This window comes from Curtobacterium sp. GD1, assembly GCF_020882855.1.
GTDB lineage: Bacteria > Actinomycetota > Actinomycetes > Actinomycetales > Microbacteriaceae > Curtobacterium.
In genome coordinates this window covers 79,342-100,518 of record NZ_JAFEVQ010000005.1, presented here as the reverse complement: position 1 = coordinate 100,518, position 21,177 = coordinate 79,342, and the positions used below count along the sequence as shown (strand labels likewise).

The 21,177-nt window shown below is 72.6% G+C and carries 22 protein-coding genes and 1 riboswitch; of the genes, 13 read left to right on the top strand and 9 right to left on the bottom strand.

Annotated elements, in window-relative coordinates; genetic code table 11:
- Window positions 1-44 precede the first annotated feature (44 nt).
- Window positions 45-1,154 carry a galactose-1-phosphate uridylyltransferase gene (galT, locus tag JSX79_RS04290; protein ID WP_229085264.1) on the top strand — a complete coding sequence of 370 codons (1,110 nt, stop codon included), beginning with the start codon at window positions 45-47 and terminating at the stop codon, window positions 1,152-1,154.
- Complete coding sequence (gene galK / locus JSX79_RS04285) at window positions 1,151-2,287, top strand: galactokinase (RefSeq protein WP_229085263.1); 1,137 nt, start codon at window positions 1,151-1,153, stop codon at window positions 2,285-2,287. Before galT ends, galK begins: the two co-directional genes overlap by 4 nt.
- A 37-nt stretch (window positions 2,288-2,324) precedes the next feature.
- On the opposite strand, the gene JSX79_RS04280 is transcribed toward galK, so the two are convergent.
- The 4 genes from JSX79_RS04280 to glyA all read right to left on the bottom strand — a co-directional run bounded on the left by JSX79_RS04280 (window position 2,325) and on the right by glyA (window position 5,728).
- Complete coding sequence (locus JSX79_RS04280; RefSeq protein ID WP_071302108.1) at window positions 2,325-2,828, bottom strand: hypothetical protein; 504 nt, start codon at window positions 2,826-2,828, stop codon at window positions 2,325-2,327.
- A 29-nt stretch (window positions 2,829-2,857) separates the two neighbouring features.
- Complete coding sequence (locus tag JSX79_RS04275) at window positions 2,858-3,310, bottom strand: hypothetical protein (RefSeq protein ID WP_229085262.1); 453 nt, start codon at window positions 3,308-3,310, stop codon at window positions 2,858-2,860.
- A gap of 196 nt (window positions 3,311-3,506) precedes the next feature.
- Window positions 3,507-4,418, bottom strand: coding sequence for a tetrahydrofolate dehydrogenase/cyclohydrolase catalytic domain-containing protein (locus JSX79_RS04270; protein WP_070419370.1), 912 nt, complete (start codon window positions 4,416-4,418; stop codon window positions 3,507-3,509).
- 26 nt (window positions 4,419-4,444) lie between these two features.
- Window positions 4,445-5,728, bottom strand: a complete 1,284-nt coding sequence (glyA, locus tag JSX79_RS04265) for a serine hydroxymethyltransferase (protein WP_302847420.1) — start codon at window positions 5,726-5,728, stop codon at window positions 4,445-4,447.
- Between the two features lie 59 nt (window positions 5,729-5,787).
- Window positions 5,788-5,873, bottom strand: a riboswitch (ZMP/ZTP riboswitch).
- A gap of 37 nt (window positions 5,874-5,910) precedes the next feature.
- Here glyA and clpS point away from each other — a divergent pair.
- The 8 genes from clpS (at window position 5,911) to nagA (ending at window position 12,352) form a co-directional block, all read left to right on the top strand.
- Window positions 5,911-6,210 carry an ATP-dependent Clp protease adapter ClpS gene (gene clpS / locus JSX79_RS04260; protein WP_229085261.1) on the top strand — a complete coding sequence of 100 codons (300 nt, stop codon included), beginning with the start codon at window positions 5,911-5,913 and terminating at the stop codon, window positions 6,208-6,210.
- Entirely contained in the window at window positions 6,207-6,683 is a 477-nt protein-coding gene (locus tag JSX79_RS04255) for a DUF2017 family protein (RefSeq protein ID WP_070417774.1), read from the top strand. The genes clpS and JSX79_RS04255 overlap by 4 nt, the downstream gene beginning before the upstream one ends.
- The gene (locus tag JSX79_RS18580; protein ID WP_229085260.1) at window positions 6,680-7,621 is read left to right on the top strand and encodes an N-acetyltransferase; all 942 of its coding nucleotides are present in this window, start codon (window positions 6,680-6,682) and stop codon (window positions 7,619-7,621) included. Before JSX79_RS04255 ends, JSX79_RS18580 begins: the two co-directional genes overlap by 4 nt.
- A gap of 51 nt (window positions 7,622-7,672) precedes the next feature.
- The gene (locus JSX79_RS04245; protein WP_229085259.1) at window positions 7,673-8,104 is read left to right on the top strand and encodes a MarR family winged helix-turn-helix transcriptional regulator; all 432 of its coding nucleotides are present in this window, start codon (window positions 7,673-7,675) and stop codon (window positions 8,102-8,104) included.
- A 164-nt stretch (window positions 8,105-8,268) separates the two neighbouring features.
- Window positions 8,269-9,603, top strand: coding sequence for an MFS transporter (locus JSX79_RS04240; protein WP_229085258.1), 1,335 nt, complete (start codon window positions 8,269-8,271; stop codon window positions 9,601-9,603).
- Window positions 9,604-9,889: 286 nt separating this feature from the next.
- Window positions 9,890-10,777 carry a formyltetrahydrofolate deformylase gene (purU, locus tag JSX79_RS04235; RefSeq protein WP_229085257.1) on the top strand — a complete coding sequence of 296 codons (888 nt, stop codon included), beginning with the start codon at window positions 9,890-9,892 and terminating at the stop codon, window positions 10,775-10,777.
- 7 nt (window positions 10,778-10,784) lie between these two features.
- Window positions 10,785-11,183: a YrdB family protein gene (locus JSX79_RS04230; RefSeq protein ID WP_083295174.1), complete on the top strand. Its 399-nt coding sequence runs from the start codon at window positions 10,785-10,787 to the stop codon at window positions 11,181-11,183.
- On the top strand, window positions 11,180-12,352 hold the full coding sequence (nagA, locus tag JSX79_RS04225; RefSeq protein WP_229085256.1) for an N-acetylglucosamine-6-phosphate deacetylase: 1,173 nt from the start codon (window positions 11,180-11,182) through the stop codon (window positions 12,350-12,352). The genes JSX79_RS04230 and nagA overlap by 4 nt, the downstream gene beginning before the upstream one ends.
- Window positions 12,353-12,364: 12 nt before the next feature.
- On the opposite strand, the gene JSX79_RS04220 is transcribed toward nagA, so the two are convergent.
- Window positions 12,365-14,821, bottom strand: coding sequence for a GH92 family glycosyl hydrolase (locus tag JSX79_RS04220; RefSeq protein ID WP_229085255.1), 2,457 nt, complete (start codon window positions 14,819-14,821; stop codon window positions 12,365-12,367).
- Between the two features lie 109 nt (window positions 14,822-14,930).
- Between JSX79_RS04220 and JSX79_RS04215 the strand changes: the two genes are divergently transcribed.
- Both JSX79_RS04215 and JSX79_RS04210 read left to right on the top strand, forming a co-directional pair.
- The gene (locus JSX79_RS04215; RefSeq protein WP_229085254.1) at window positions 14,931-15,596 is read left to right on the top strand and encodes a hypothetical protein; all 666 of its coding nucleotides are present in this window, start codon (window positions 14,931-14,933) and stop codon (window positions 15,594-15,596) included.
- 36 nt (window positions 15,597-15,632) lie between these two features.
- A complete protein-coding gene (locus JSX79_RS04210; RefSeq protein WP_229085253.1) occupies window positions 15,633-16,820 on the top strand; it encodes a MalY/PatB family protein in 1,188 nt (395 codons plus the stop codon).
- Window positions 16,821-16,829: 9 nt separating this feature from the next.
- Here JSX79_RS04210 and nagB read toward each other — a convergent pair whose 3' ends face one another.
- Window positions 16,830-17,615 carry a glucosamine-6-phosphate deaminase gene (gene nagB / locus JSX79_RS04205; protein ID WP_229085252.1) on the bottom strand — a complete coding sequence of 262 codons (786 nt, stop codon included), beginning with the start codon at window positions 17,613-17,615 and terminating at the stop codon, window positions 16,830-16,832.
- A 61-nt stretch (window positions 17,616-17,676) separates the two neighbouring features.
- Between nagB and JSX79_RS04200 the strand changes: the two genes are divergently transcribed.
- Window positions 17,677-18,156, top strand: a complete 480-nt coding sequence (locus JSX79_RS04200; RefSeq protein ID WP_229085251.1) for an NUDIX domain-containing protein — start codon at window positions 17,677-17,679, stop codon at window positions 18,154-18,156.
- 60 nt (window positions 18,157-18,216) lie between these two features.
- On the opposite strand, the gene JSX79_RS04195 is transcribed toward JSX79_RS04200, so the two are convergent.
- The 3 genes from JSX79_RS04195 to JSX79_RS04185 are packed head-to-tail and all read right to left on the bottom strand — an operon-like array spanning window position 18,217 to window position 21,175.
- Window positions 18,217-19,287 carry an ABC transporter ATP-binding protein gene (locus JSX79_RS04195; RefSeq protein WP_229085250.1) on the bottom strand — a complete coding sequence of 357 codons (1,071 nt, stop codon included), beginning with the start codon at window positions 19,285-19,287 and terminating at the stop codon, window positions 18,217-18,219.
- Window positions 19,284-20,192, bottom strand: a complete 909-nt coding sequence (locus tag JSX79_RS04190) for an ABC transporter permease (RefSeq protein WP_229085249.1) — start codon at window positions 20,190-20,192, stop codon at window positions 19,284-19,286. Before JSX79_RS04190 ends, JSX79_RS04195 begins: the two co-directional genes overlap by 4 nt.
- Window positions 20,189-21,175 carry an ABC transporter permease subunit gene (locus JSX79_RS04185; protein WP_229085248.1) on the bottom strand — a complete coding sequence of 329 codons (987 nt, stop codon included), beginning with the start codon at window positions 21,173-21,175 and terminating at the stop codon, window positions 20,189-20,191. The genes JSX79_RS04190 and JSX79_RS04185 overlap by 4 nt, the downstream gene beginning before the upstream one ends.
- Window positions 21,176-21,177: the final 2 nt, after the last annotated feature.

Here is a 21,177-nt window from a genome sequence, read left to right as displayed (position 1 = left end):
ACGAACACTTTCGCAATGCTTCGTGGAGCCGCTAGGGTTGTGCGGTGATCACCAAGCGCGTGACGAAGCTCGCGGACGGACGCGACCTCTTCTACTTCGACGACGCCGACTCGACGCTGCCCGCAGAACGCAGCATCGACCAGCGTGTCCTCGACCCGCGGCCGGAGACGGCGCGCATGCGGCAGGACGTCCTCACGGGCGAGTGGGTGTCCATCGCGGCGAGCCGGCAGAACCGCGTGTTCCTGCCTCCGGCCGACCAGGACCCGCTCGCGCCGCAGTCGGCGGAGAACCCCTCCGAGATCCCGAGTCGGTACGACGTCGCGGTGTTCGAGAACCGATCCCCGTCCTTCGGCCCGATGCTCGCAGGACCCGACGGGGCGGACGACGCCCCGCCGTCGCTCGACTCCCTGACCGAGGTCGGGCTGAACCGGCAGTTCCGGAGCGTCGGGCGGTGCGAGGTCGTCTGCTTCTCGCCCGCGACCGAGGGCTCCTTCGCGTCGATCTCCGAGTCACGCGCCCGCACCGTGGTCGAGGCGTGGGCGGACCGCACGGCGGCGCTGTCCCGGATGCCCGGCATCCAGCAGGTCTTCCCGTTCGAGAACCGGGGCGAGGCCATCGGCGTCACGCTCCACCACCCGCACGGGCAGATCTACGCCTACCCCTACGTCACCCCGCGCACCCAGCGCCTGCTCGCGAGCATCGAGCGGTTCGGGCCGGACCTGTTCGAGCAGCACCTCGCGAACGAACGTGCCTCCGACCGGGTCGTCCTCGCCGGTGAGCACTTCACCGCCTTCGTGCCCTTCGCCGCACGCTGGCCCATCGAGATCCACATGCTCCCGCACCGGCACGTCCCCGACTTCGCCGGGCTCACCGACGCCGAGAAGGACGAGCTGGCGCACATGCACCTGCGGCTCACCCGCGGGATCGACAAGCTCTACGGCGACCCGACGCCGTACATCGCCGCGTGGCACCAGGCGCCGGTGCACACCGGCCGCGACACCGTGCGGCTCATGCTCCAGATCACGTCCCCGCGTCGCGCGGCGGACAAGCTCAAGTTCCTGGCCGGCAGCGAAGCCGCCATGGGCGCGTGGATCGGGGACCTCGTCCCCGAGAAGGCGGCCGAGTTCATCCGAGGAGGGATCGAACGCGCATGACGTTCCAGCAGGTCTACGGGTACGAGCCCGCGGTGCGGTACTCCGCGCCCGGCCGGGTCAACCTCATCGGCGAGCACACCGACTACAACGACGGGTACGTGCTGCCCTTCGCGATCGACCGTCGCACGACCGCCTCGATCGCCCCGCGGGACGACCGGCAGCTGCGCGTCGCGTCGGCGTTCGACGCGGGCACCGTCGTCGAGCTCTCCCTCGACGAGCTGGCGCCCGAGCGCATGGACGGCTGGTCGGCGTACGTCCTCGGCATCGCGTGGGCACTCCGCGAGCAGGCGGGCGCGGACCTCACCGACAAGACCGGCTTCGACGTCTTCATCGAGTCGGACGTCCCGGTCGGTGCCGGGCTCTCGTCGAGCGCCGCGATCGAGTGCGGCGTCGCACTCGCCTTCAACGACCTGTGGGAGCTCGGGCTCGACCGGAAGACCCTGGCCCGGGTCGGCCAGTACTCCGAGAACCACGCCGTCGGCGCCCCCACCGGGATCATGGACCAGTCCGCCTCGCTGCTCGGCGAGCAGGACGCGGTCGTCTTCCTCGACTGCCGCACGCTCGACACCGCCGTGGTCGACCTGGCGCTCGAGGCGAACGGGCTCGAGGTCCTCGTCGTCGACACGCGCGTCGAGCACGCACACGCCACCGGCGGCTACAAGGCCCGTCGCGCGTCGTGCGAGCACGGTGCAGCCGTGATGGGCGTCGAGGCGCTCCGCGACCTGTCGGTCGACGACCTGCCGCGCGCGCAGGAACTCCTCGACGACGAGACCTTCCGCCGTGTCCGGCACGTCGTGACCGAGGACCAGCGCGTCCTCGACACCGTCCGCACGCTGCGCGAGCACGGGCCGCGGGCGATCGGGTCCCTGCTGGTCGCGTCGCACGAGTCGATGCGGGACGACTTCGAGATCTCGGTGCCGGAGCTCGACCTCGCGGTCGCGACCGCGATGGAGCACGGTGCGGTGGGCGCGCGGATGACCGGTGGCGGCTTCGGCGGTGCGGCGATCGCGTTGGTCGACCAGGAGGCGCGGCAGACGATCGCAGACGCGGTCACCGCCGCCTTCGCCGCGGCCGGGTACCGCGAGCCGACGGTGTTCACGGTGCACGCCGCGCAGGGCGCCCGGCGCGACTGACGCGCCGGGTCCCGGCGGGCCGACCGGGGGCCGCGGGTCAGCGGGTCGCGTGCCCCGTGGTGACGGTCACGCCGCCCCACGGGAAGCCGTGCGGGTGCAGGACCTCGTGGTCGATCTGGTCCATCACGACGTGCCCCTGCCACACGGTGTAGATCAGCACGCCGACCACGACGACCACCGGGACGGCCAGGTACGCCGCGAACCGGACGACGTCGCCGAGCGATCGCTTGCCGAACCGCGCGAGCATCGGCGGCAGGAACACCCCGACGACGACCACGAGGAGCAGGACGGCGATCGCGGCCGGCGCCGTGTGTCCCTCGACGTTCACGGTGGGCGGCGCACTCGACAGCGGGTTGCCGGCGTTGTCGATCCAGTGCCCGTCGCTGTCCGTCCCGCCGTACTCCGACGAGGCGGACCACATCGTGAGCGTCGGGTACGACAGGAGCGCGACGGCCCCGATCAGCACGAGGCCCCCCGCTCGCGGTCGCAGCTGCCGTCCGGCGTGCGCCATCACGGGCGCGGTCTGCACGTTCTCCCCCATGTGCGAGACAGTAGCACTGCGGTCGACGCTCACGGCGCGCCCTCGAGTCGCTGGATCGACCACGAGACGTCGCCGATCGTGAACGGGTGCAGGTCGCCGTGCGCGACGGCCCAGTACACCCACTGCCACTGCACGATGAACAGCACCCACACCAGCACGGTCACCCCGACCACCCCGGCCAGACCGAGCGCGAGCACGCGGTCCTGGTCCCACCGTGCGGCACCGCGCCGAGCGACCCCGACGACGAAGCCGGCCACCGCGAAGCCGACCGTGAGGAGCACCCACCCGATCCACGGCCGGGCCTCGAACTGCACGAAGCCGAGTTCGTGCACGTCCGTGCTGCCGGGCAGCCGCGGCTGAGCGGACCAGTTCTGTCCGAGGACCTGCAGGAACAGGCACAGCAGCGTGATCCAGACGAGCTTGCGGGTGTCCTTCGTGAAGAGCGACTCGCGTGCCCGGGGCTCCGCGGCGGAGGTGGTCATGCTCGAACGGTAGCGCGGTGCCGGCCGCGGCAGAAGCGCCCGTCCGGGGCACGCCCCGGGCCCGGCCACCTCGGGCCCGAGCGGACGTGGCGGCGGCGACCCGCGCCTCCCGACCGTGCTTCGTGAGCAGAAATGGTCGGGTTCCACGACGGGACCCGACCATTTCTGCTCACGAAGCGCACGCGCGGCGCCCGCGCTAGTGCAAGTGGCGCTCGGCGGCCTCGACCACGTTCTTCATCAGCATCGCGCGCGTCATCGGGCCGACACCGCCGGGCGTCGGCGACAGGAAGCCCGCCACCGAGGCGACCGCGGGGTCGACGTCGCCCCGGAGGCGCGCCTTGCCCGTGTCCGGGGAGACCACGCGACTGATGCCGACGTCGATGACCGCCGCACCGGGCTTCACCCAGTCCGGCTGCACGAGCCCCGCGACACCGGCCGCGGCGACGATGATGTCCGCGCGGCGGCACTCTGCGGCGACGTCCTCGGTGAGGGAGTGGGTGAGGGTCGCGGTGGCCTCGAGCCGGGTGAGGAGCAGCCCGAGCGGACGACCGACCGTGAGTCCCTGCCCGATGATCGTGACGTGCTGGCCCCGGATCGGGACGTCGTACGCCTCGAGCATCGCGACGATGCCGCGCGGGGTGCACGGCAGGGGTGCGTCGATCGTGCCGGCACCGCCCGGGACGGCGAGCACGAGCTCACCGAGGTTGGTCGGGTGCAGGCCGTCGGCGTCCTTCGCCGGGTTCATCAGCTCGAGCATCGGGATCGGGTCGATCCCCTGCGGCAGCGGGAGCTGCACGATGAACGCGGTGACCCGGGGGTCGTCGTTCATCTGCAGGATCGCTGCCCGGATGTCGGCGGCCGACGCGGTCTCGGGCAGGTCGATGCGGACCGAGTCGAGCCCGATCTGCGCCGAGTCGCGGTGCTTGCCCGCGACGTAGGACACCGAGCCCGCGTTCTGGCCGACCATGATCGTGCCGAGCCCGGGGCGGAACCCGTGGTCGTGCAGCCGGTCGATGCGGACCTTCAGGTCGTCGAGCGTGCGGGCGGCGAGGGCGGTGCCGTCGATGCGGACGGCACTGCCCTCACCCGCCCAGCGCTCGCGCGGCAGCGGCGCGGGCGACGGGGCGGCGCCGCTCACGCGTAGAGCGGGAACGCGTCGGTCAGGGCCTTGACCCGTGCCGAGAGCGCGTCGATGTCGGGGTTCGGCATGAGGGTCAGCGCGATGATGTCCGCGACCTCGGTGAACTCCGCGTCGCCGAAGCCACGGGTGGCCAGCGCCGAGGTGCCGATGCGGACACCCGAGGTGACCATCGGCGGGCGCGGGTCGAACGGCACGGAGTTGCGGTTCACGGTGATGCCGACCTCGTGCAGGAGGTCCTCGGCCTGCTTGCCGTCGACCTCGGACGTGCGGAGGTCCACGAGCACGAGGTGCACGTCGGTGCCACCGGTGAGGACGTCGATGCCCGCAGCCTTCGCGTCGTCGGCCGTCAGCCGTGCGGCGAGCGCCTGGGCACCGCGGATCGTGCGCTCCTGGCGCTCCTTGAACTCCGGGGTGGCAGCGAGCAGGAACGCGGTGGCCTTGGCGGCGATCACGTGCATGAGCGGACCGCCCTGCTGGCCCGGGAACACGGCCGAGTTGAGCTTCTTGAAGAGCGACTCGTCGTTGGACAGGATGATGCCGGAGCGGGGGCCGCCGAGGGTCTTGTGCACCGTCGAGGACACCACGTGGGCGTGCGGCACCGGGGACGGGTGCAGGCCGGCGGCGACGAGACCGGCGAAGTGCGCCATGTCCACCCAGAGCTTCGCGCCGACCTCGTCCGCGATCTCACGGAACTTCGCGAAGTCGAGCTGGCGCGGGTAGGCCGACCAACCGGCGATGAGGACCTTCGGCTGGTGCTCGATGGCCTTCGCGCGGATGTCGTCGTAGTCGACCTCGAAGGTCTCCGGGTCGACGCCGTACGCGACGGCGTTGTAGATGCGGCCGGAGAAGTTGAGCTTCATGCCGTGGGTCAGGTGACCGCCGTGCGCGAGCTCGAGGCCGAGGATGGTGTCGCCGGCCGAGGCGATGGCGTGCAGGACGGCCGCGTTGGCCGTGGCGCCCGAGTGCGGCTGGACGTTGGCGTACTCGGCGCCGAAGAGGGCCTTCGCGCGGTCGATGGCGAGCTGCTCGGCGACGTCGACGTACTCGCAGCCGCCGTAGTAGCGCTTGCCCGGGTAGCCCTCGGCGTACTTGTTGGTGAGCACGGAGCCCTGCGACTCGAGGACGGCGCGCGGCACGAAGTTCTCGGACGCGATCATCTCGAGGGTGTCGCGCTGGCGGCCGAGCTCCTGCTCGAGGACGCGGGCGATCTCGGGGTCGACCTCGTTCAGCGGGGCGTTGAAGGCGGTGTTGGTGGCTGCGGGGGGCAGATCGGTGATGGACACGGGACTCCTCGTTGTCTGTTCCGTCGCGCACGCGCACGACGAGGTGGACGGGTGGGCGCGGCCCAGGCGTACGGCCGCGCACCGTGTCAGGTGTCGCTCCCCGATGGTGACCCATCCAACGCCAGTCGCGACCCCCCGATCGTACCGAGCGAGCAGGTTCGTGTCACCCTGGGTGCATGACCCTGTTGACGCCCGACGTGGACGAGCGCACCGACGCCCGCACGAGCGTGCGACCGGACACGCCGTGGGTCGCCGTCGTGTGGGACGACCCGGTGAACCTCATGTCCTACGTGACCTACGTCTTCCAGCAGTACTTCGGCTTCCCGCGGGCGAAGGCGGAGCGACTCATGCGCCAGGTGAACGACGACGGACGCGCGATCGTGGCGACCGGCCCCCGCGAAGCGATGGAGGCCCACGTCGAGGCCATGCACGGGTACGGGCTGCAGGCCTCGGTGGACAGGGCGCCCGCTCCGTGATCCCGTTCGTCCGCCGTGCCGACGGCGTGCACCTCGCCATGTCCTCCGGCGAGCGCGGCGTGCTCACGTCGCTGACCGAGCAGCTGCAGCAGGTGCTCGACGGGGACCTCGCATCCGACCCGGTCGCGGCGCGGATGTTCCCGGATGCCTACCGCGACGACGCCGAGGCGAGCGCGGAGTTCCGGCGGTGGACCGAGTCGGACCTGGTGGCGAGGAAGACCGAGAACGCCCGGGCCGTGCACGCGTGGCTCACCGGGGCACGGGACGGCGCCTTCGAGACCTCGGACGAGCAGGCCTGGCTGCGCTGCCTGACGGACCTGCGGCTGACGATCGCGGACCGGCTGGGGATCGTGGACTCCGCCACGGAGGAGCAGTCGTACACCGCCGACGCGGGCGTCGGCCTCCGGGACGTCTACGACTGGCTCGGGTACGTGCAGGAACATCTGGTCGAGACCCTGACCGGTCCGCGGTGAGCGTCGCCTTCCGCCCCGTCGACGGTGACGACCTGGAGGCGCTGCTCGCCTTCTCGACGGACGAACCGGTCGCGTGGATCGGTGCGGACCGGTACCGGGCCGAGTCCGCCACGGGGAACTACCGCCCGGAGTGGTCGTGGCTGGCCCTGCGGGACGGCCGTCCCGTCGGCCGTGCGCTCTGGTGGGGCGGTGCGGACGCTGCGGCGCCGTCGACACTCGACGACCTGCTCATCGCACCGGGGTCGTCCGACCGCGACGAGCGCCGGGAGATCGCCGCCGGACTCATCGCCGCCGGGACCGCCGCGTTCGGTTCGCTGCCGGAGTGGATCGTCGACGTCGCAGTGGACTGGCACACGGACGACGACGCCGTCGCGGCCGTGCGGTGGCGGACGGCAGCGGCCCGTGCCGCCGGACTCGGACGGATGACCGAGCGGGTCAGCGTCGCGCTCGAACAGCCGGGCGCTCCCGCGACGGGGTCGGTGTCGACGCCGGCCCTGCGGTTCCGCGGTGGCGACGACGCCGAGTTCGTGGACCTCTTCGCGCGCGTCGCGGTCGGGAGCCTCGATGCACACACGCTGGCCTCCGTCGCCGAACTGGGCTCGCGGGGTGCGGCCGCCGACGACCTCGCGTTCTACCGGTCGCTGCCCGGATCACGGGACGGGTGGCGGATCGCCCTCGACGCAGAGGGACTCGTCGTCGGCTTCGTCATCGCGACCCGGACGGCGTACGACGCGGCCGTCAGTTACATCGGCGTCCTGCCGCAGCACCGGGGGCGCGGCGTCGTCGACGGACTGCTGGCCGAGGCGGTCCGGGTGCACGCCGCTGCCGGTGCACCGCGGGTGGTCGGGACGACAGACGCGACGAACACCCCGATGCGTCGGGCGTTCGAGCGTGCGGGGTTCGTGGTGACGAAGCGGCGGATCGTCTTCGAGCCGTGAGTTCAGAAGGCAGCCTTGCAAGTTCGCCTGTCGAAGTAGTACCGTGACGGTATGGAATCTAACGGCGACGGCCCGGACGTGCTCGCCGGGGCGCTGCTGACGCTGTACGGCAAGATCCGCCGCACGACCCTGGTCGGCAAGGTCGACGACGTCACGGCCTCGCAGTCCGCCGCACTCGGGCGGCTCGTCCGCGACGGCGCGACCACGACCGCCGAACTCGCCCGTGCCGAGGGCGTCCGCCCGCAGTCGATGGGCGCGACCGTCCAGGCGCTCGAGGACCTCGGCCTCGTCACCCGCACGCAGGACCCGACCGACGGGCGCCGGACCATCGTCGCCGCGACCGACGCCGGCCGCACCGCCCGCGACGAGTCCCACCGCGCCCGGACCCGCCTGCTCGCCGAGCGCCTCGCGACGCTCGACCCCGACGACCGTGCCACGGTCGCCCGCTCCCTCCGCATCCTCGAACCCCTCGTCGAACCGTGACCACCAGGAGGGGCGACCCGCGTCGACCGACGCGAGCCGCGCCTCCTGGCCGTCACGACGCGACCCCCTCGCAAAGGCAGCCGACCACGTCCACCGCAACCGCCCCCACACCCGTCTCCCCGTCGACCGGACCCGGCGGCAGCGGCTTCGGCCCGAAACTCCTCGTGCCGGTCCTGGTCGGACCGCTGCTCAACCCGATCAACACGACGATGGTGTCGGTCGCCCTCGCGCCGATCTCCCGCGACCTCGGGATCGGTGCGGCGCAGGCGATCTGGCTCGTCGCGGCGCTGTACCTCGCGAGCGCCATCGCGCAGCCGACGATGGGCAAGCTCGCCGACCGGTTCGGTCCGAAGAAGGTGTTCCTGACCGGACTCGTCATCGTCGGGATCGCCGGGATCGTGCCCGAGTTCCTGACCGGCTTCGGCGGCGCGGTGTTCGCGCGCGTGCTGATCGGCATCGGGACCTCGTCGGCGTACCCGGCCGCGCTGACGACCCTGCGCCAGCACTCCGCCCGCATCGGGAAGCCCACCCCGCCGCTCGTGCTCGGCGCGCTGTCGATCACGTCGCTCGTGTCCGCCGCCGCCGGGCCGCCCCTCGGTGGAGCGCTCATCGCCGCGTTCGGGTGGCACGCGATCTTCCTCGTCAACGTCCCGCTCGCCGCCTTCGGGATCGTCGTCTCCGCGCTGTGGCTGCCGTCCGACAGGCTCCGGCCGCGGACCGACGAGGACCTGCCCGTCCTCACCGCGCTCGACCCGTTCGGGATGCTGCTCATGACCGGCTTCGTGTCGGCGCTCCTCGTGTTCCTGCTCGACCTGTCCGCCGGACTCTGGTGGCTGCTCGGCACGGCAGTCGTGCTGCTCGTCGCGCTCGTGCTCTGGGAGCTCCGCGCCGTGCGGCCGTTCGTCGACGTGCGGATGCTCGCCCGGAACGGTGCCCTCTCGCGCACGTACATGCGGCTCTTCCTCGTGTACATGCTCGCCTACACGATGACCTACGGCTTCTCGCAGTGGGTGCAGGACGTCGCGGGGTACTCGAGCGACGTCGCCGGGTACATGCAGCTGCCCGCGGCGATCGTCGCCGGGGTCGCGTCGTTCCTCATCGCCCGGAAGACCGCCGTGCGGGGGCCGCTCATCGTCGCGGCCGTGGTGCCGATCGTCGGCGGGCTGCTTCTCCTGCTGCTCCACACCGGGTCGCCGGTGTTCCTGCTCGTCCTCGCGCCGGCGCTGTTCGGCGTGCCGCAGGCCCTGGCGTCCGTGTCGAACCAGGCGGCGCTCTACCGGGTGGTGCCCGCGGAGTACATCGGCACCGCGGCGGGGCTGTCCCGGACGAGCGTGTACATCGGGGCGATCGGGGCGTCCTCGCTGATCGGCGGGGTGTTCGGCCAGGCCCCGACGACGCCGGACCTGCACGTGCTGGCGTGGGTGATCGTGGGGGTTGCGGTGCTGTTGAGCGTCCTGACGATCGCCGACCGGGCGTTGTCGCGGCCGCTCCCGCGCTGACGCCGCGAGGCGGGCGGCGCCGGGCCGGCCGGCCGCCGGCCAGGCGCGCGCACAACCAAAGACACGTCGAACCGCGCGATCGTCCGGTTCGACGTGACTTTGGTTGTGCGCCGCCCGTCGGAGCCGCGGGGCAGCGGCGCCCGGCGGCGGCGCCGCGCCCCCGCTGACGGCGCCCGGTCAGTCCCGCCACCCGCGCGCCGCCCCCGCGCGACCGCCGGCGGGCCGCAGCCCGACCGGCGGGGCCGCACCGCGCCTCCCGACAGCCCGATCCCGGTACCCTGATCCGGTGACCGACCCGACCGCTCCGACCGCCCCGAGCGAGCAGACCCCCACGCACTGGACCCTCACGCTGGTCTGCGACGACCAGCCCGGGATCGTGCACGCCGTCTCCGGAGCCGTCGTCGCCGCGAGCGGGAACATCACCGAGTCGCAGCAGTTCTCGAGCGTCGACACGAACACGTTCTTCATGCGCCTCCAGGTCATGGCCCCCGTCGACCGCACCACGTTCGAGGCCGCGCTCGCCCCCGTCGCCGAGCGCTACGACGCCCGCGTCCAGCTCGACGTCGTCGGCCGGCCGCTGCGCACCCTCGTCCTCGTGTCGAAGGCCGGGCACTGCCTGAACGACCTGCTGTACCGGCAGCGCGGCGGACAGCTCCCGATCGAGGTGCCGCTCGTGCTCTCGAACCACGCGGACCTCTCCGAGCTCGCGTCGTTCTACTCCGTGCCGTTCGAGCACCGGCCGGTGACGGACGCCGCGAGCAAGCAGGAGATGGAGCGCCGGGTGCTGCAGGCGGTCGAGGAGCACGACATCGAGCTCGTCGTCCTCGCCCGGTACATGCAGATCCTCTCGCCGGAGCTGTGCGCCGCACTCGAGGGTCGCGCGGTGAACATCCACCACTCGTTCCTGCCGGGCTTCAAGGGCGCGAACCCCTACCGGCAGGCGCACGCCCGAGGGGTCAAGCTCATCGGTGCGACGGCGCACTTCGTGACGAGCGACCTCGACGAGGGCCCGATCATCGAGCAGAACGTCGTCCGCGTGGACCACACGAAGGACCCCGCCGAGCTGGTCTCGATCGGCCAGGACGAGGAGTCCCGCACGCTCACCCAGGCGGTGCGCTGGATCGCCGAGGACCGTGTCCTCCTCGACGGCGCCCGCACCATCATCTTCAAGTAGGCACCGCATGTCAGCACCGCAGTCCCCCGTCGATTGGGGCGACACCCCGGACCCGCACGCCATCCGCCCGCGGAGGCTCGACGGCTGGACGGTGCTCCGCATCCTGGTGTGCGCCTTCGGCCTGGTCTCGCTGGCGTACTGGGGCTACATCGCCTGGCCGTTCCCGATGCCGGGCATCCTCTTCATGATCGGCGCGCCGGTGTTCGCCGCGGTGGTCTGGTACCTGTTCCGGTCGCAGGCGTCGCCGATCGAGACGGACATCGTCGGCAAGACCATCGTCGAGGTCGCCCTCGTGATCGCGGCCGGCGGGTGCTGGATCTCGATCGGGCACCCGGTGGTGGGGCTGGTCTTCATCCTCGTGGCAGCCCTGTCGGGCGTGGTGCAGTTCCGCAAGGAGACCCGGTGAACGTCGGCGGCTCCGTCGGCCATGAGGCGCGGCGCACGCTGATCCGCTCGGCCCACGTGGTCGACGCGGCCGGCTCCACCGCGGACGGCTGGGTCCTCGTCGTCGGTGACACGATCCACGCGGTCGGCTCCGGCCCCGAGGCACCGGCGGCGACCTCGGTGCACGAGGTCGTGGACCTCGGCGACGCCGTCCTGACGCCCGGCTTCATCGACCTGCACGGCCACGGCGGCGGCGGCACCGCCTACGAGGACGACTCGATCGCAGCCGCGCTCGAGGTCCACCGGTCGCACGGCACGACCCGCTCGGTCCTGTCCCTCGTCGCGAACCCGGTCCCCGCGCTGACCGCCTCGCTCGACCGCATCCGCACGGTGATGGCCGACGACCCGCTCGTGCTCGGCGTCCACCTCGAGGGCCCCTTCCTCTCCCCGCACAACAAGGGCGCCCACAACGAGTCGTTCCTGATCGACCCGGCGCCCGGTCCGGTCGCGGACCTGCTCGAGGCCGGCGAGGGCGTCGTCCGCCAGGTCACCATCGCGCCGGAGCTCGCCGGCGCCCTCGACGCGACCGAACGGTTCGTCACCGCGGGCGTCACCGTCGCCGTCGGCCACACGGTCGGCACGTACGACCAGGCCCGGGCGGCGTTCGACGCCGGCGCGACCCTGCTGACGCACGCGTTCAACGCCATGCCGGGCATCCACCACCGGGCTCCCGGGCCGATCACGGCCGCCGTGGCCGACGACCGCGTGACGCTCGAGCTCATCCTCGACGGCGTGCACGTGCAACCGTCCGTGGCGTCGATGCTGCTGCGTGCGGCACCGGGCCGCGTCGCCCTCATCACCGACGCCATGGGTGCTGCCGGTGCGGCCGACGGCTCGTACACGCTCGGGTCCCTCGCCGTGACCGTCACCGACGGCATCGCGCACGTCGCGGGGACGGACACCATCGCGGGGTCGACGCTGACGCAGGACGTGGCGCTGCGGAACGCCGTGACCCTCGCGGGACAGACGCTGCCGGACGCCGTGGCGGCGCTGACCAGCGTGCCGGCGGCGGCGCTGGGGCTCGGCGACCGGCTGGGTCGGCTCGCGCCGGGGTACGCCGCCGACCTCGTGGCGTTGTCGCCGTCGTTCGAGGTCCGCCGCGTCTGGGGTGCCGGGCGGCCGCTCCGCTGATCGCCGCGGCGCCTACCGGTCGACCGGCCGCCCCCGCACCCCGCTCGCCCACGACGTGTCCGCCGTGTCCCCGACCCGCAGCGACAGCGTCCCACCGCGGGTCACGAACGACGCCGGCACCCAGGACTTCTCGAGCGTCCGGCCGTCCAGGCGTGCACCGTGGACGTACGGCTCCGTGCCGGAGGACCGGACGACGATCCGCTCCCCGCTCGACCGTCGGATGTCGACCGTGCTGAACGTCGGGCTGCCGATGAGCATCTCCGCCCGCCCCGGCGTCTGCGGGAACAACCCGATCGACGCGAAGACGTACCAGGCGCTCATCGTGCCGAGGTCGTCGTTGCCCGGCAGCCCGCTCGACCCGGTCGTGTAGGCGTCGTCGACGACCCGACGCACGGTCTCCTGCGTCTTCCACGGCTTGCCGAGCGCGTTGTACATCCACGGCGTGTGGATGTCGGGCTCGTTGGTCGGGTCGAACTTCGTGGGGTCACCGCCGCTCACCGCGAACGCGCCGGAGCTGTCGTGGAAGAACGTGTCCAGGCGAGCCGCAGCGGCGTCGTCACCGCCCAGCGCGGTCGACAGCCCGTGCACGTCCTGCGGCACGAGCCACGTGTACTGCGCGCTCGTCCCCTGCGCGAACCCGGTGCCGGTCGAGGGCGACCAGTCCGGCGTCCACGACCCGTCGGCCTGGCGAGCGGCCTGGTACCCGACGGCCGGGTTGAACGTGTTCTTCCAGTAGGTCCCGCGCTCCGCGAACATCCGGGCATCCGAGCGCAGTCCGAGCGACGAGGCCCAGTACCCGAGCGCACTGTCGGAGATCGAGTCCTCGAGGGTCTCGGCAGCGCCGCCCCAGCACGAGCAGTCGTCGTTCGCCGCGTAGTGCCGCTGCAGGTACTCGTCGAGGGCCGGCCGCTGCGCCAGGCACTGGCCCGGGCAGCCGATGTCGCTCTCGGCGTCGGCGTTCTCGACGGTCGCCTGGTGCTTCAGCGAGGCGTAGGCGGCTCGCACGTCGAAGTTCCGGACGCCCATGGCGTACCAGGTGGCGAGGGTCGCGGCCGAGGGGTCGCCGGTCATGACGTGCGTCGGCGCACCGAGGTGGAGCCAGCGGTCCCACTCCCCGCCGTTCTGCTCGGCGAACCGCAGCATCGACTGCGCCATGTCCCCGGCGACGTCCGGTCGCAGCAGTGCGAGCAGTTGGATCTGTGCCCGGTACTGGTCCCACCCGGAGTACGTGCCGTAGACGGCCCGGTGGCCCCGGTCCATCCGGTGCACCCGCTGGTCCGGCCCGAGGTAGCGGCCGTCACGGTCGTTCAGGGTGTTCGGCTGCATGAGCGCGTGGTACACGGACGTGTACAGCTGGGTGGTCCGGTCCGCCGTGCCGCCACCGACGCGCAGGCGCGACAGTTCGCGGTTCCAGGAGGCGCGGGTGCCGGCCGCCACGCTGGCGACGGTCGAGCGCGGGGTCACCTCGCCGTCGCGGTTGGCGACGGCTCCTGCCGCGCTCACGTACGAGATGCCGATCTTCGCGTGCACCGTCGCACCGCGACGCGCGTCGAACCCGACCCACGCGCCGGAGCCGCGTCCGGCACGGTCGGCGCCGGTCAGGTACCCCTCCCCGCCGGAGGAGGACGTGCCTCCTGGCCGGACCGTGCCGTCCTGCCAGGTGCCGGTGCTCGTGAACGCCCGGTCGAAGGTCGCCGTGAAGAACAGGCGGTAGTAGCTGCGGCGGTCGGGGTTCGTGGCCCCGCCCCCGTTCGCACGGCGGCTGCAGAAGCCGCCGGTCAGGACGCTGCCGCTGACCGTGCGGGTCCGTGCGTCGACGCGGGTGGTCGCCGCCTCGCTGCCGTTGATCGAGTTCGACGTGCGGAAGAGCAGGTTCGCGTCCTCGCCGGCCGGGAACGCGAACTCGCCGACGCCGGCACGCGTGGTGACGGCGAGGTCGGTGCGGACGCCGTTGTCGAGGCGGACCGTGTAGCGACCGGGGCTCGCGGACTCGTCGTCGTGCGAGTACCCGGCGGCGTAGACCGCGTCGGTGGAGTCGGACGACGGCGAGGTCGTGACCGGTGTGGTGACGGGCATGATCGGCACGTCACCGGCGGCCCCCGGCGCGCAGCCCGCACCGTTGAGGTGCGTCAGGCTGAACCCCCGCAGTCGGTCGACGTCGTACGAGTAGCCGTTCGCGACCGGGGTCGAGGTCTGGTCGCCCGCGGTGCCGGTGGGGCTCCACTGGAGCATGCCGAACGGGGCGGTCGCGCCGGGCCAGGTGTTGCCGTCGCCGCTCGTGCCGATGAACGGGTCGACGTAGCGGGCGGGATCGGAGACGGTGCGGGCCGCCTGCCCTGCCTGCCCGGACGGCGAGGCGACCGCCGGTGCGGCGACCATCCCCGTCCCGAGCAGCGCGGCGATCGTGGCCGCCGCGGCGAGCGGCAGCGGGCGGAGGAGCGGGCGACGGTGCACGCGGGAACGGTTCACGTCCGCGACGCTAGACCCCTCGGACGGGGGACGCGCGATCGGTCACCGAGCGCTCTCCTGCTGTTCACGTCGATCGGTCGCCCCGCCCGCGCCTGCTTGGATGGACGCCATGCAGCACGGGGACGAGCACGCGCCGGGCGGTCGACGTCGCCCACCGCGGGCGATCGTCCTCGTGATGGCCGAGTACGGCGTCGGGGACTCGCCGCTCTGGTACCGCGGATCCTCCGAGGACGTCGGTCTCGTCGACGCGGGCGCGGACGCCCTCGGCCTCAGCGCTGCCCTGCGGCACGACCTCGAGGCGTGGAACGACGTGTTCGACGCGCTGAGCGGGACGTCGTTCGAGTGGCCCTCGGCCGCCGTCCGTGACGCCCACCGGGTCGACGCGTTCACGCTCGCGAGCAGGGTGCAGCTCGAAGTCGGTGACGACGTCCACGTCTGGTGCGGTGCCGGCAGCGGGATCGACACCTTCCCGGTCGCGCACCCCGTCGTGGTGGCGCCCGCCGACCGCGTCGGCACCGAGGTCGAGTCCTGGAACGGCCGCCGCCGCGCCGAGATCATGTCCGCGCGCGCCGCCGGGCTCCGCGAGGGCACCGCGCGCGCGATCGTCGGGTGGCGCGCGCTGACCGAGCGGGCCGGGGGTCCGTTCGGTGACGCGGGGACCCGAGCACTGGGACTCCGCACGGCAGCACGCATGCAGGCCGACGTCGGCGTCCGGGCGCAGGTGGTGTCCTTCGCGGGCGCGAGCGGACCGTACACCCTCGCCGACGTCGACTGAGGTCCAGATCACACCCTCCGCTGCGAGGATGGCCCCATGAGCGTCATGGTCTCCCTCTTCGATGCGCACCGCACCCGCACCAGCGAGAAGTACACGGCCTACCCGCCGGACGTGCTGCCGATGTTCGTCGCCGAGATGGACAGCATGCTCGCCGAACCCGTGCGGGACGCCCTCGTGGCCGCGGTCACGAACGGTGACACCGGGTACGTCGGGCACGGGCGGGCGCTCCCCGAGGCGTTCGCCGACTTCGCCGAGGCCCGCTGGTCGTGGCGCCTCGACCCGGACCTCGTGCGGACCACCACGGACGTCTCGGTGGCTGCGGTGGAGACGCTCCGCCGGGTCATCGAGCCCGGGGACCAGGTCGTCATCATGCCGCCCGTGTACCCGCCGTTCTGGGAGTACGTCGCCGAGGCCGGTGGCTCCGTGACCGAGGTCCCGCTGATCGCACCCGAGGGCACCGCGGATCCGTTCGACACGACGGCCGGGTGGCGGATGGACCTCGACGGGATCGGCCGGGCGTTCGCGGACGGGGCCCGCACGGTGCTGCTCTGCAACCCGCACAACCCCCTCGGACTCGTCCACACCCGCGAGGACCTCGCCGCCCTCGCCCGACTCGCCGCCGAGTGGGACGCCGTGGTCGTCTCGGACGAGATCCACGCGCCGCTCGTGCACGCGGACGCGACGTTCACGCCCTTCCTCGACTCCTGCCCCGAGGCAGCGGAGCTCGGGGTCACCCTGACGAGCGCGAGCAAGGCGTGGAACCTCGCGGGGACGAAGTGCGCCCTGATGGTCGGCGCCTCCGAGCGTGCCCGCGCCTGGTTCGACGGCATGCCCGGCGAGGTGGTCGAGCGCACCGGGATCCTCGGGTACACCGCGAGCGTGGCGGCGTTCAGCGAGGGCGGACCCTGGCTCGCGTCGCTGCTGACCGAGCTCGCCGCGAACCGCCGCACCCTGGCCGAGCGACTCGGTGACGTGCTGCCCGGCACCGGGTACCGGCAGCCGCAGGCGTCCTACCTGGCGTGGCTCGACCTGCGGGCGCTCCCGTGGGGTGACGACCCCGCAGCCCTGCTCGTCGACGAGGCGAAGGTCGCGCTCGGCAGCGGACCGGACTTCGGACGCCAGGGGGCCGGGTTCGCGCGACTCAACTTCGGGTGCTCGGCGGAGACCCTCGACGACGGACTCAGCCGCCTGCACACCGCGTTCGAACGACGTGCAGGCGGCTGATCCGCGGCCCTACTCGAACAGCTGCCAGGCCGGCTTGTTCGCGTACGTGTACGTGTAGTAGTCGGCGAGCTCGAGGCCCACCGCGGCTTCCTCGTCGACGACGACGGTGGCGTGCTCGTGCAGCTGCAGCGCGGACCCGGGGACGAACGACGACAGCGGCCCCTCGACGGCGGCGGCCACGGCGTCGGCCTTCGACGAGCCCTGGGCGACGAGGACGAGCTCGCGGGCCTCGAGGATGGTGCCGAGCCCCTGCGTCATGCAGTGCGTCGGGACCTGGTCGAGGCTGTCGAAGAACCGGGCGTTGGCCTCGCGCGTGGACGGGGCGAGGGTCTTGATGCGCGTGCGGGACGCGAACGACGACGTCGGCTCGTTGAACCCGATGTGCCCGTTCGCGCCGATCCCGAGGATCTGCACGTCGACCCCGCCGGCGGCACGGATCGCGGCGTCGTACTCCTTCGCCGCGAACTCGAGGTCGGACGCGCGGCCGTCCGGGACCCGGACGCGGGAGGGCTCGAACCCGAGCGGCTCGATGACGTCGCGCTGGATCACCGAGGCGTACGACTCGGGGTGCTCGAGCGGGATGCCGACGTACTCGTCGAGGGCGAACGCGCGGGCCTCGGCGAACGAGATCTCCCCCGCGTCGACACGACGCTGCAGGTCGGCGTAGATGCCCTGCGGGCTGGACCCGGTGGCGACACCGATGACGGCGGACGGCTTCTTCGCGACGACGGAGGCGATCTTGGCCGCGGCGACGCGACCGACCTCAGCCGGCGTGGGCAGGATGATGATCTCCACGGTGACAGCCTACTGGTCATGACCAGTCCGCGACAGGGTCCCGTGTCGGTAGCGTGGCGGCATGCCCACGCCTGACTTCGTCCTGTCCCTCCGCTCGAAGATCGGGAACGAGCCGCTCTGGCTCACCGGGGTCACCGCCGTCGTGACGCGCGGCGAGGGCCCGGACCGTGAGCTCCTCGTCGTGCGCCGGGCCGACAACCACGCGTTCACGCCGGTCACCGGCATCGTCGACCCCGGCGAGGAACCCGCGGTCGCCGCCGAACGCGAGGTCCTCGAGGAAGCCGACGTCGTCGCCGTCGCCGAGCGCCTCGCGTGGGTGCAGGTGCTGCCGGAGATGACGTACCCGAACGGCGACCGGGCGCAGTACCTCGACCTGGTGTTCGCCTGCCGGTACGTCTCCGGGGATCCCTTCCCCGCCGACGGCGAGAACACCGAGGCCTTCTGGGTGCGGCTCGACGCGCTGCCGGAGATGCCCGCGACCATGCGGGCACGGATCGAGGCGGCCCTGTCCGACGACCCGGCCGCGCGCTTCCAGCGCTGACCCACGGGACGGGAGGCGCGGCGCGGGCCCGCACCGCGCCTCCCGTCCGTCAGTTCGCGGCTACGCGAGCGGGGCGACCGCCACGCGCGCGCCGAGCAGGCGCACGGCGACGGCCTCGCCGGCCGCACGACGGTCGCCGACCTCGTGCTGCACCGTCACGACGGTGTCGTCGTCGAGCCGGACCGTGGTGCGCCGGATCGACCCGAGGAAGCTCGAGGCCACGACCGTGCCGGTGACGCCCTCCGAGGCGAAGGCGACGTCCTCCGGGCGGACGTAGGCGAGCACCGGGCCGTCCGGCACCGAGGCGTCGAGGGCCGGGACGCTGAACCCGTAGACGAACACGTCGCCCCCGCGCAGGTCCCCGCGGAGCCGGTTCGACTGCCCGACGAAGTCCGCCGTGAACGCCGAGGACGGGGACCGGTAGAGCTCCTCGGGCGTGCCGATCTGCTCGATGTCGCCGGCGTTCATCACCGCGATGCGGTCCGAGACGGCGAGCGCCTCCTCCTGGTCGTGGGTGACGAACACGGTCGTGATGCCGAGGTCGCTCTGGATGCGGCGGATCTCGTCGCGGAGGGTCACCCGCACCTTGGCGTCGAGCGCGGACAGCGGCTCGTCGAGCAGGAGCACACGGGGCCGGGTGACCAGGGCCCGGGCGAGGGCGACGCGCTGCTGCTGGCCGCCGGAGAGCTGGTGCGGGTAGCGGTCGGCGAACTCGGCGAGGTGCACCATGTCGAGCGCGTCGATGACCTGCTCGCGGCGCGCGGCTGCGGGGACCCGGCGCATCTCCAGGCCGAACGCGACGTTCTGCCGCACGGTCATGTGCGGGAACAGCGAGTACTGCTGGAACACCATGCCGATGTCCCGCTTGTCCACCGGGGTGCCCGCGACGTCGACGCCGTCGATGCGGATGGAGCCGGCGTCGATGGCCTCGAGGCCGGCGAGCGCCCGGAGCGCGGTCGTCTTGCCGCAGCCCGAGGGCCCGAGCAGCGACACGAACTCGCCGGGTTCGATGCGGAGCGACAGGCCGGCGAGGGCACGGTGCGCGCCGTAGTGCTTCTCGACGCCGTGCAGCTCGACGGTCGCGCCGTCGGTGGCGAGCGATGCCGGGGCGGCGGGGGCGGTGACGGTCATGCGGACTCCTTCGGGGCACGGCGACGGCGGGAGCCGACCCGGCCGATGACGACGAGCAGCACGAATCCGAAGACGAGTGCGCCCAGCGAGAAGATCGCGGCGACGTAGGGGTCGGTCGACTGCACGAGCAGGAGCGCCGTCTGGAACGTCGTGCGGGAGAGGAACGAGGCGAGGGTGTACTCGCCGAGGACGACCGTGATGGTCAGGAAGCAGGCGGCGGTGATGCCGCGGCGGAGGTTCGGCAGGAGCACCCGCCACGTGACGGTCCACCACGAGGCGCCGAGCGACCGGGCGGCCTCGGAGAGCACGGCCATGTCCATCGCGGTGATGGCCGCGGCGATCGGTCGGAACGCGAAGGGCAGCGAGACGATGCCGATCGCGAACGACAGGGTCCACGCGCCCGAGCCGAACACCTGGGCGACGACCTGGTACACGGGGATGAACCCGACGACGAGGACGACCACGGGGACGGTGATCGGCACGATGCACACGAACTCGAGGACCCGACGGAGCCGCGGGTACCGCAGGGCCGTGATGATCTGGGCCGGCAGCAGGACGAGCAGCACGATCCCCACGGTGATGAGCGCGATGAGCAGGGATGCCCCGAGTCCGTCGAACACCGGCTGGTACGTCGCGGCGTTCACCGGGTCGACGAGTGCGCCGTAGTGCGCGAGCGTCAGGCTGCCGTCCGTCCCCTGGCGGAAGGTGAACTGCGCGAGGGCGACGAGCGGGACGGCGAACACGAGGCCGACCACGACGAGCACGATCGCGGCGGTGACCCGTGACGGGGCCGCGCCGAAGCGGCCGGGGCGAGCCGCGCCTCCTGGCCGTCGACGGGACGACGGGCGCGACGGGCGCGACTCACCCGACCCACGCGACGGACGCACTGGGGCAGCCGCGCTCATCGCTGCCACCTCGATGCCCGACGCTGCAGCAGCGAGTACGCGCCCATCACGATCGCCATGACGACGACCATGCCGAAGGCGAGCACACCGGCGACGTTCTGCAGCCCGATGATCGTCTCGCTCGTGAGCTGCGTGCGGATCGTGAGCGGCACGATCCCGCCCTGGGAGATCAGGGCCGCCGCGGTGGCGAACGACGAGAACCCGTTCGCGAAGAGGAGCAGCAGCGATCCCCAGAACGCCGGCGCGAGCACGGGCAGGCCGATGCGGCGCCAGTACGTCGCGCGGGAGGCGCCGAGGGTGGCGGCGGCTTCACCCCACTGGGTCTTGACGCCCTCGAGGGCGGGCATGAACGTGAGGACCATCAGCGGCACCTGGAAGTAGACGTAGGGGATGACGAGCCCGGGGACCGTGTAGAGGAAGGTGCCCTCGGCGTTGAGGTCGATGTGGAAGACGGACACCAACCACGTCGTGACGAGGCCCTGCGCGCCGATCGTGGCGATGAACGCGAACGCGAGCATGACGCCACCGAACTGGGCGAGGACGCTCGCGGCGGAGTCGATCACGGACCGGACGAGCCCGTCGGGCCGGAGTGCGGCGAGCGCCCAGCACACGACCGCCCCGACGACGGCACCGATCACGGCGGACACGGCCGACAGGGCGAACGAGCCGCCGAAGGCACGGAGGACCGACGGGTCGGCGAACGCGGCGAGGTTGGCGAACGTGAACGCGCCGTCGCTCGTGAAGAAGCCGCTGCCGATCGCGACCACCGCGGGGACGGCCAGGAACAGCAGGACGTAGGCGGCGAAGGGGGTGAGGCCGAGCCACGCGATGCCGCCGCGGCGCCGGACACGGGGTCCGGCGACGCGGCGGGCGGTGGCATCGGCCGGCTGCTCGCTCGTGACGAGCGTCGCCCCGGCGACCGGTGCCGATGCGGTGGCGCCCGCCGCGGGGGCGGGCACACCCGGTGCCGATGCGGTGGTCATGC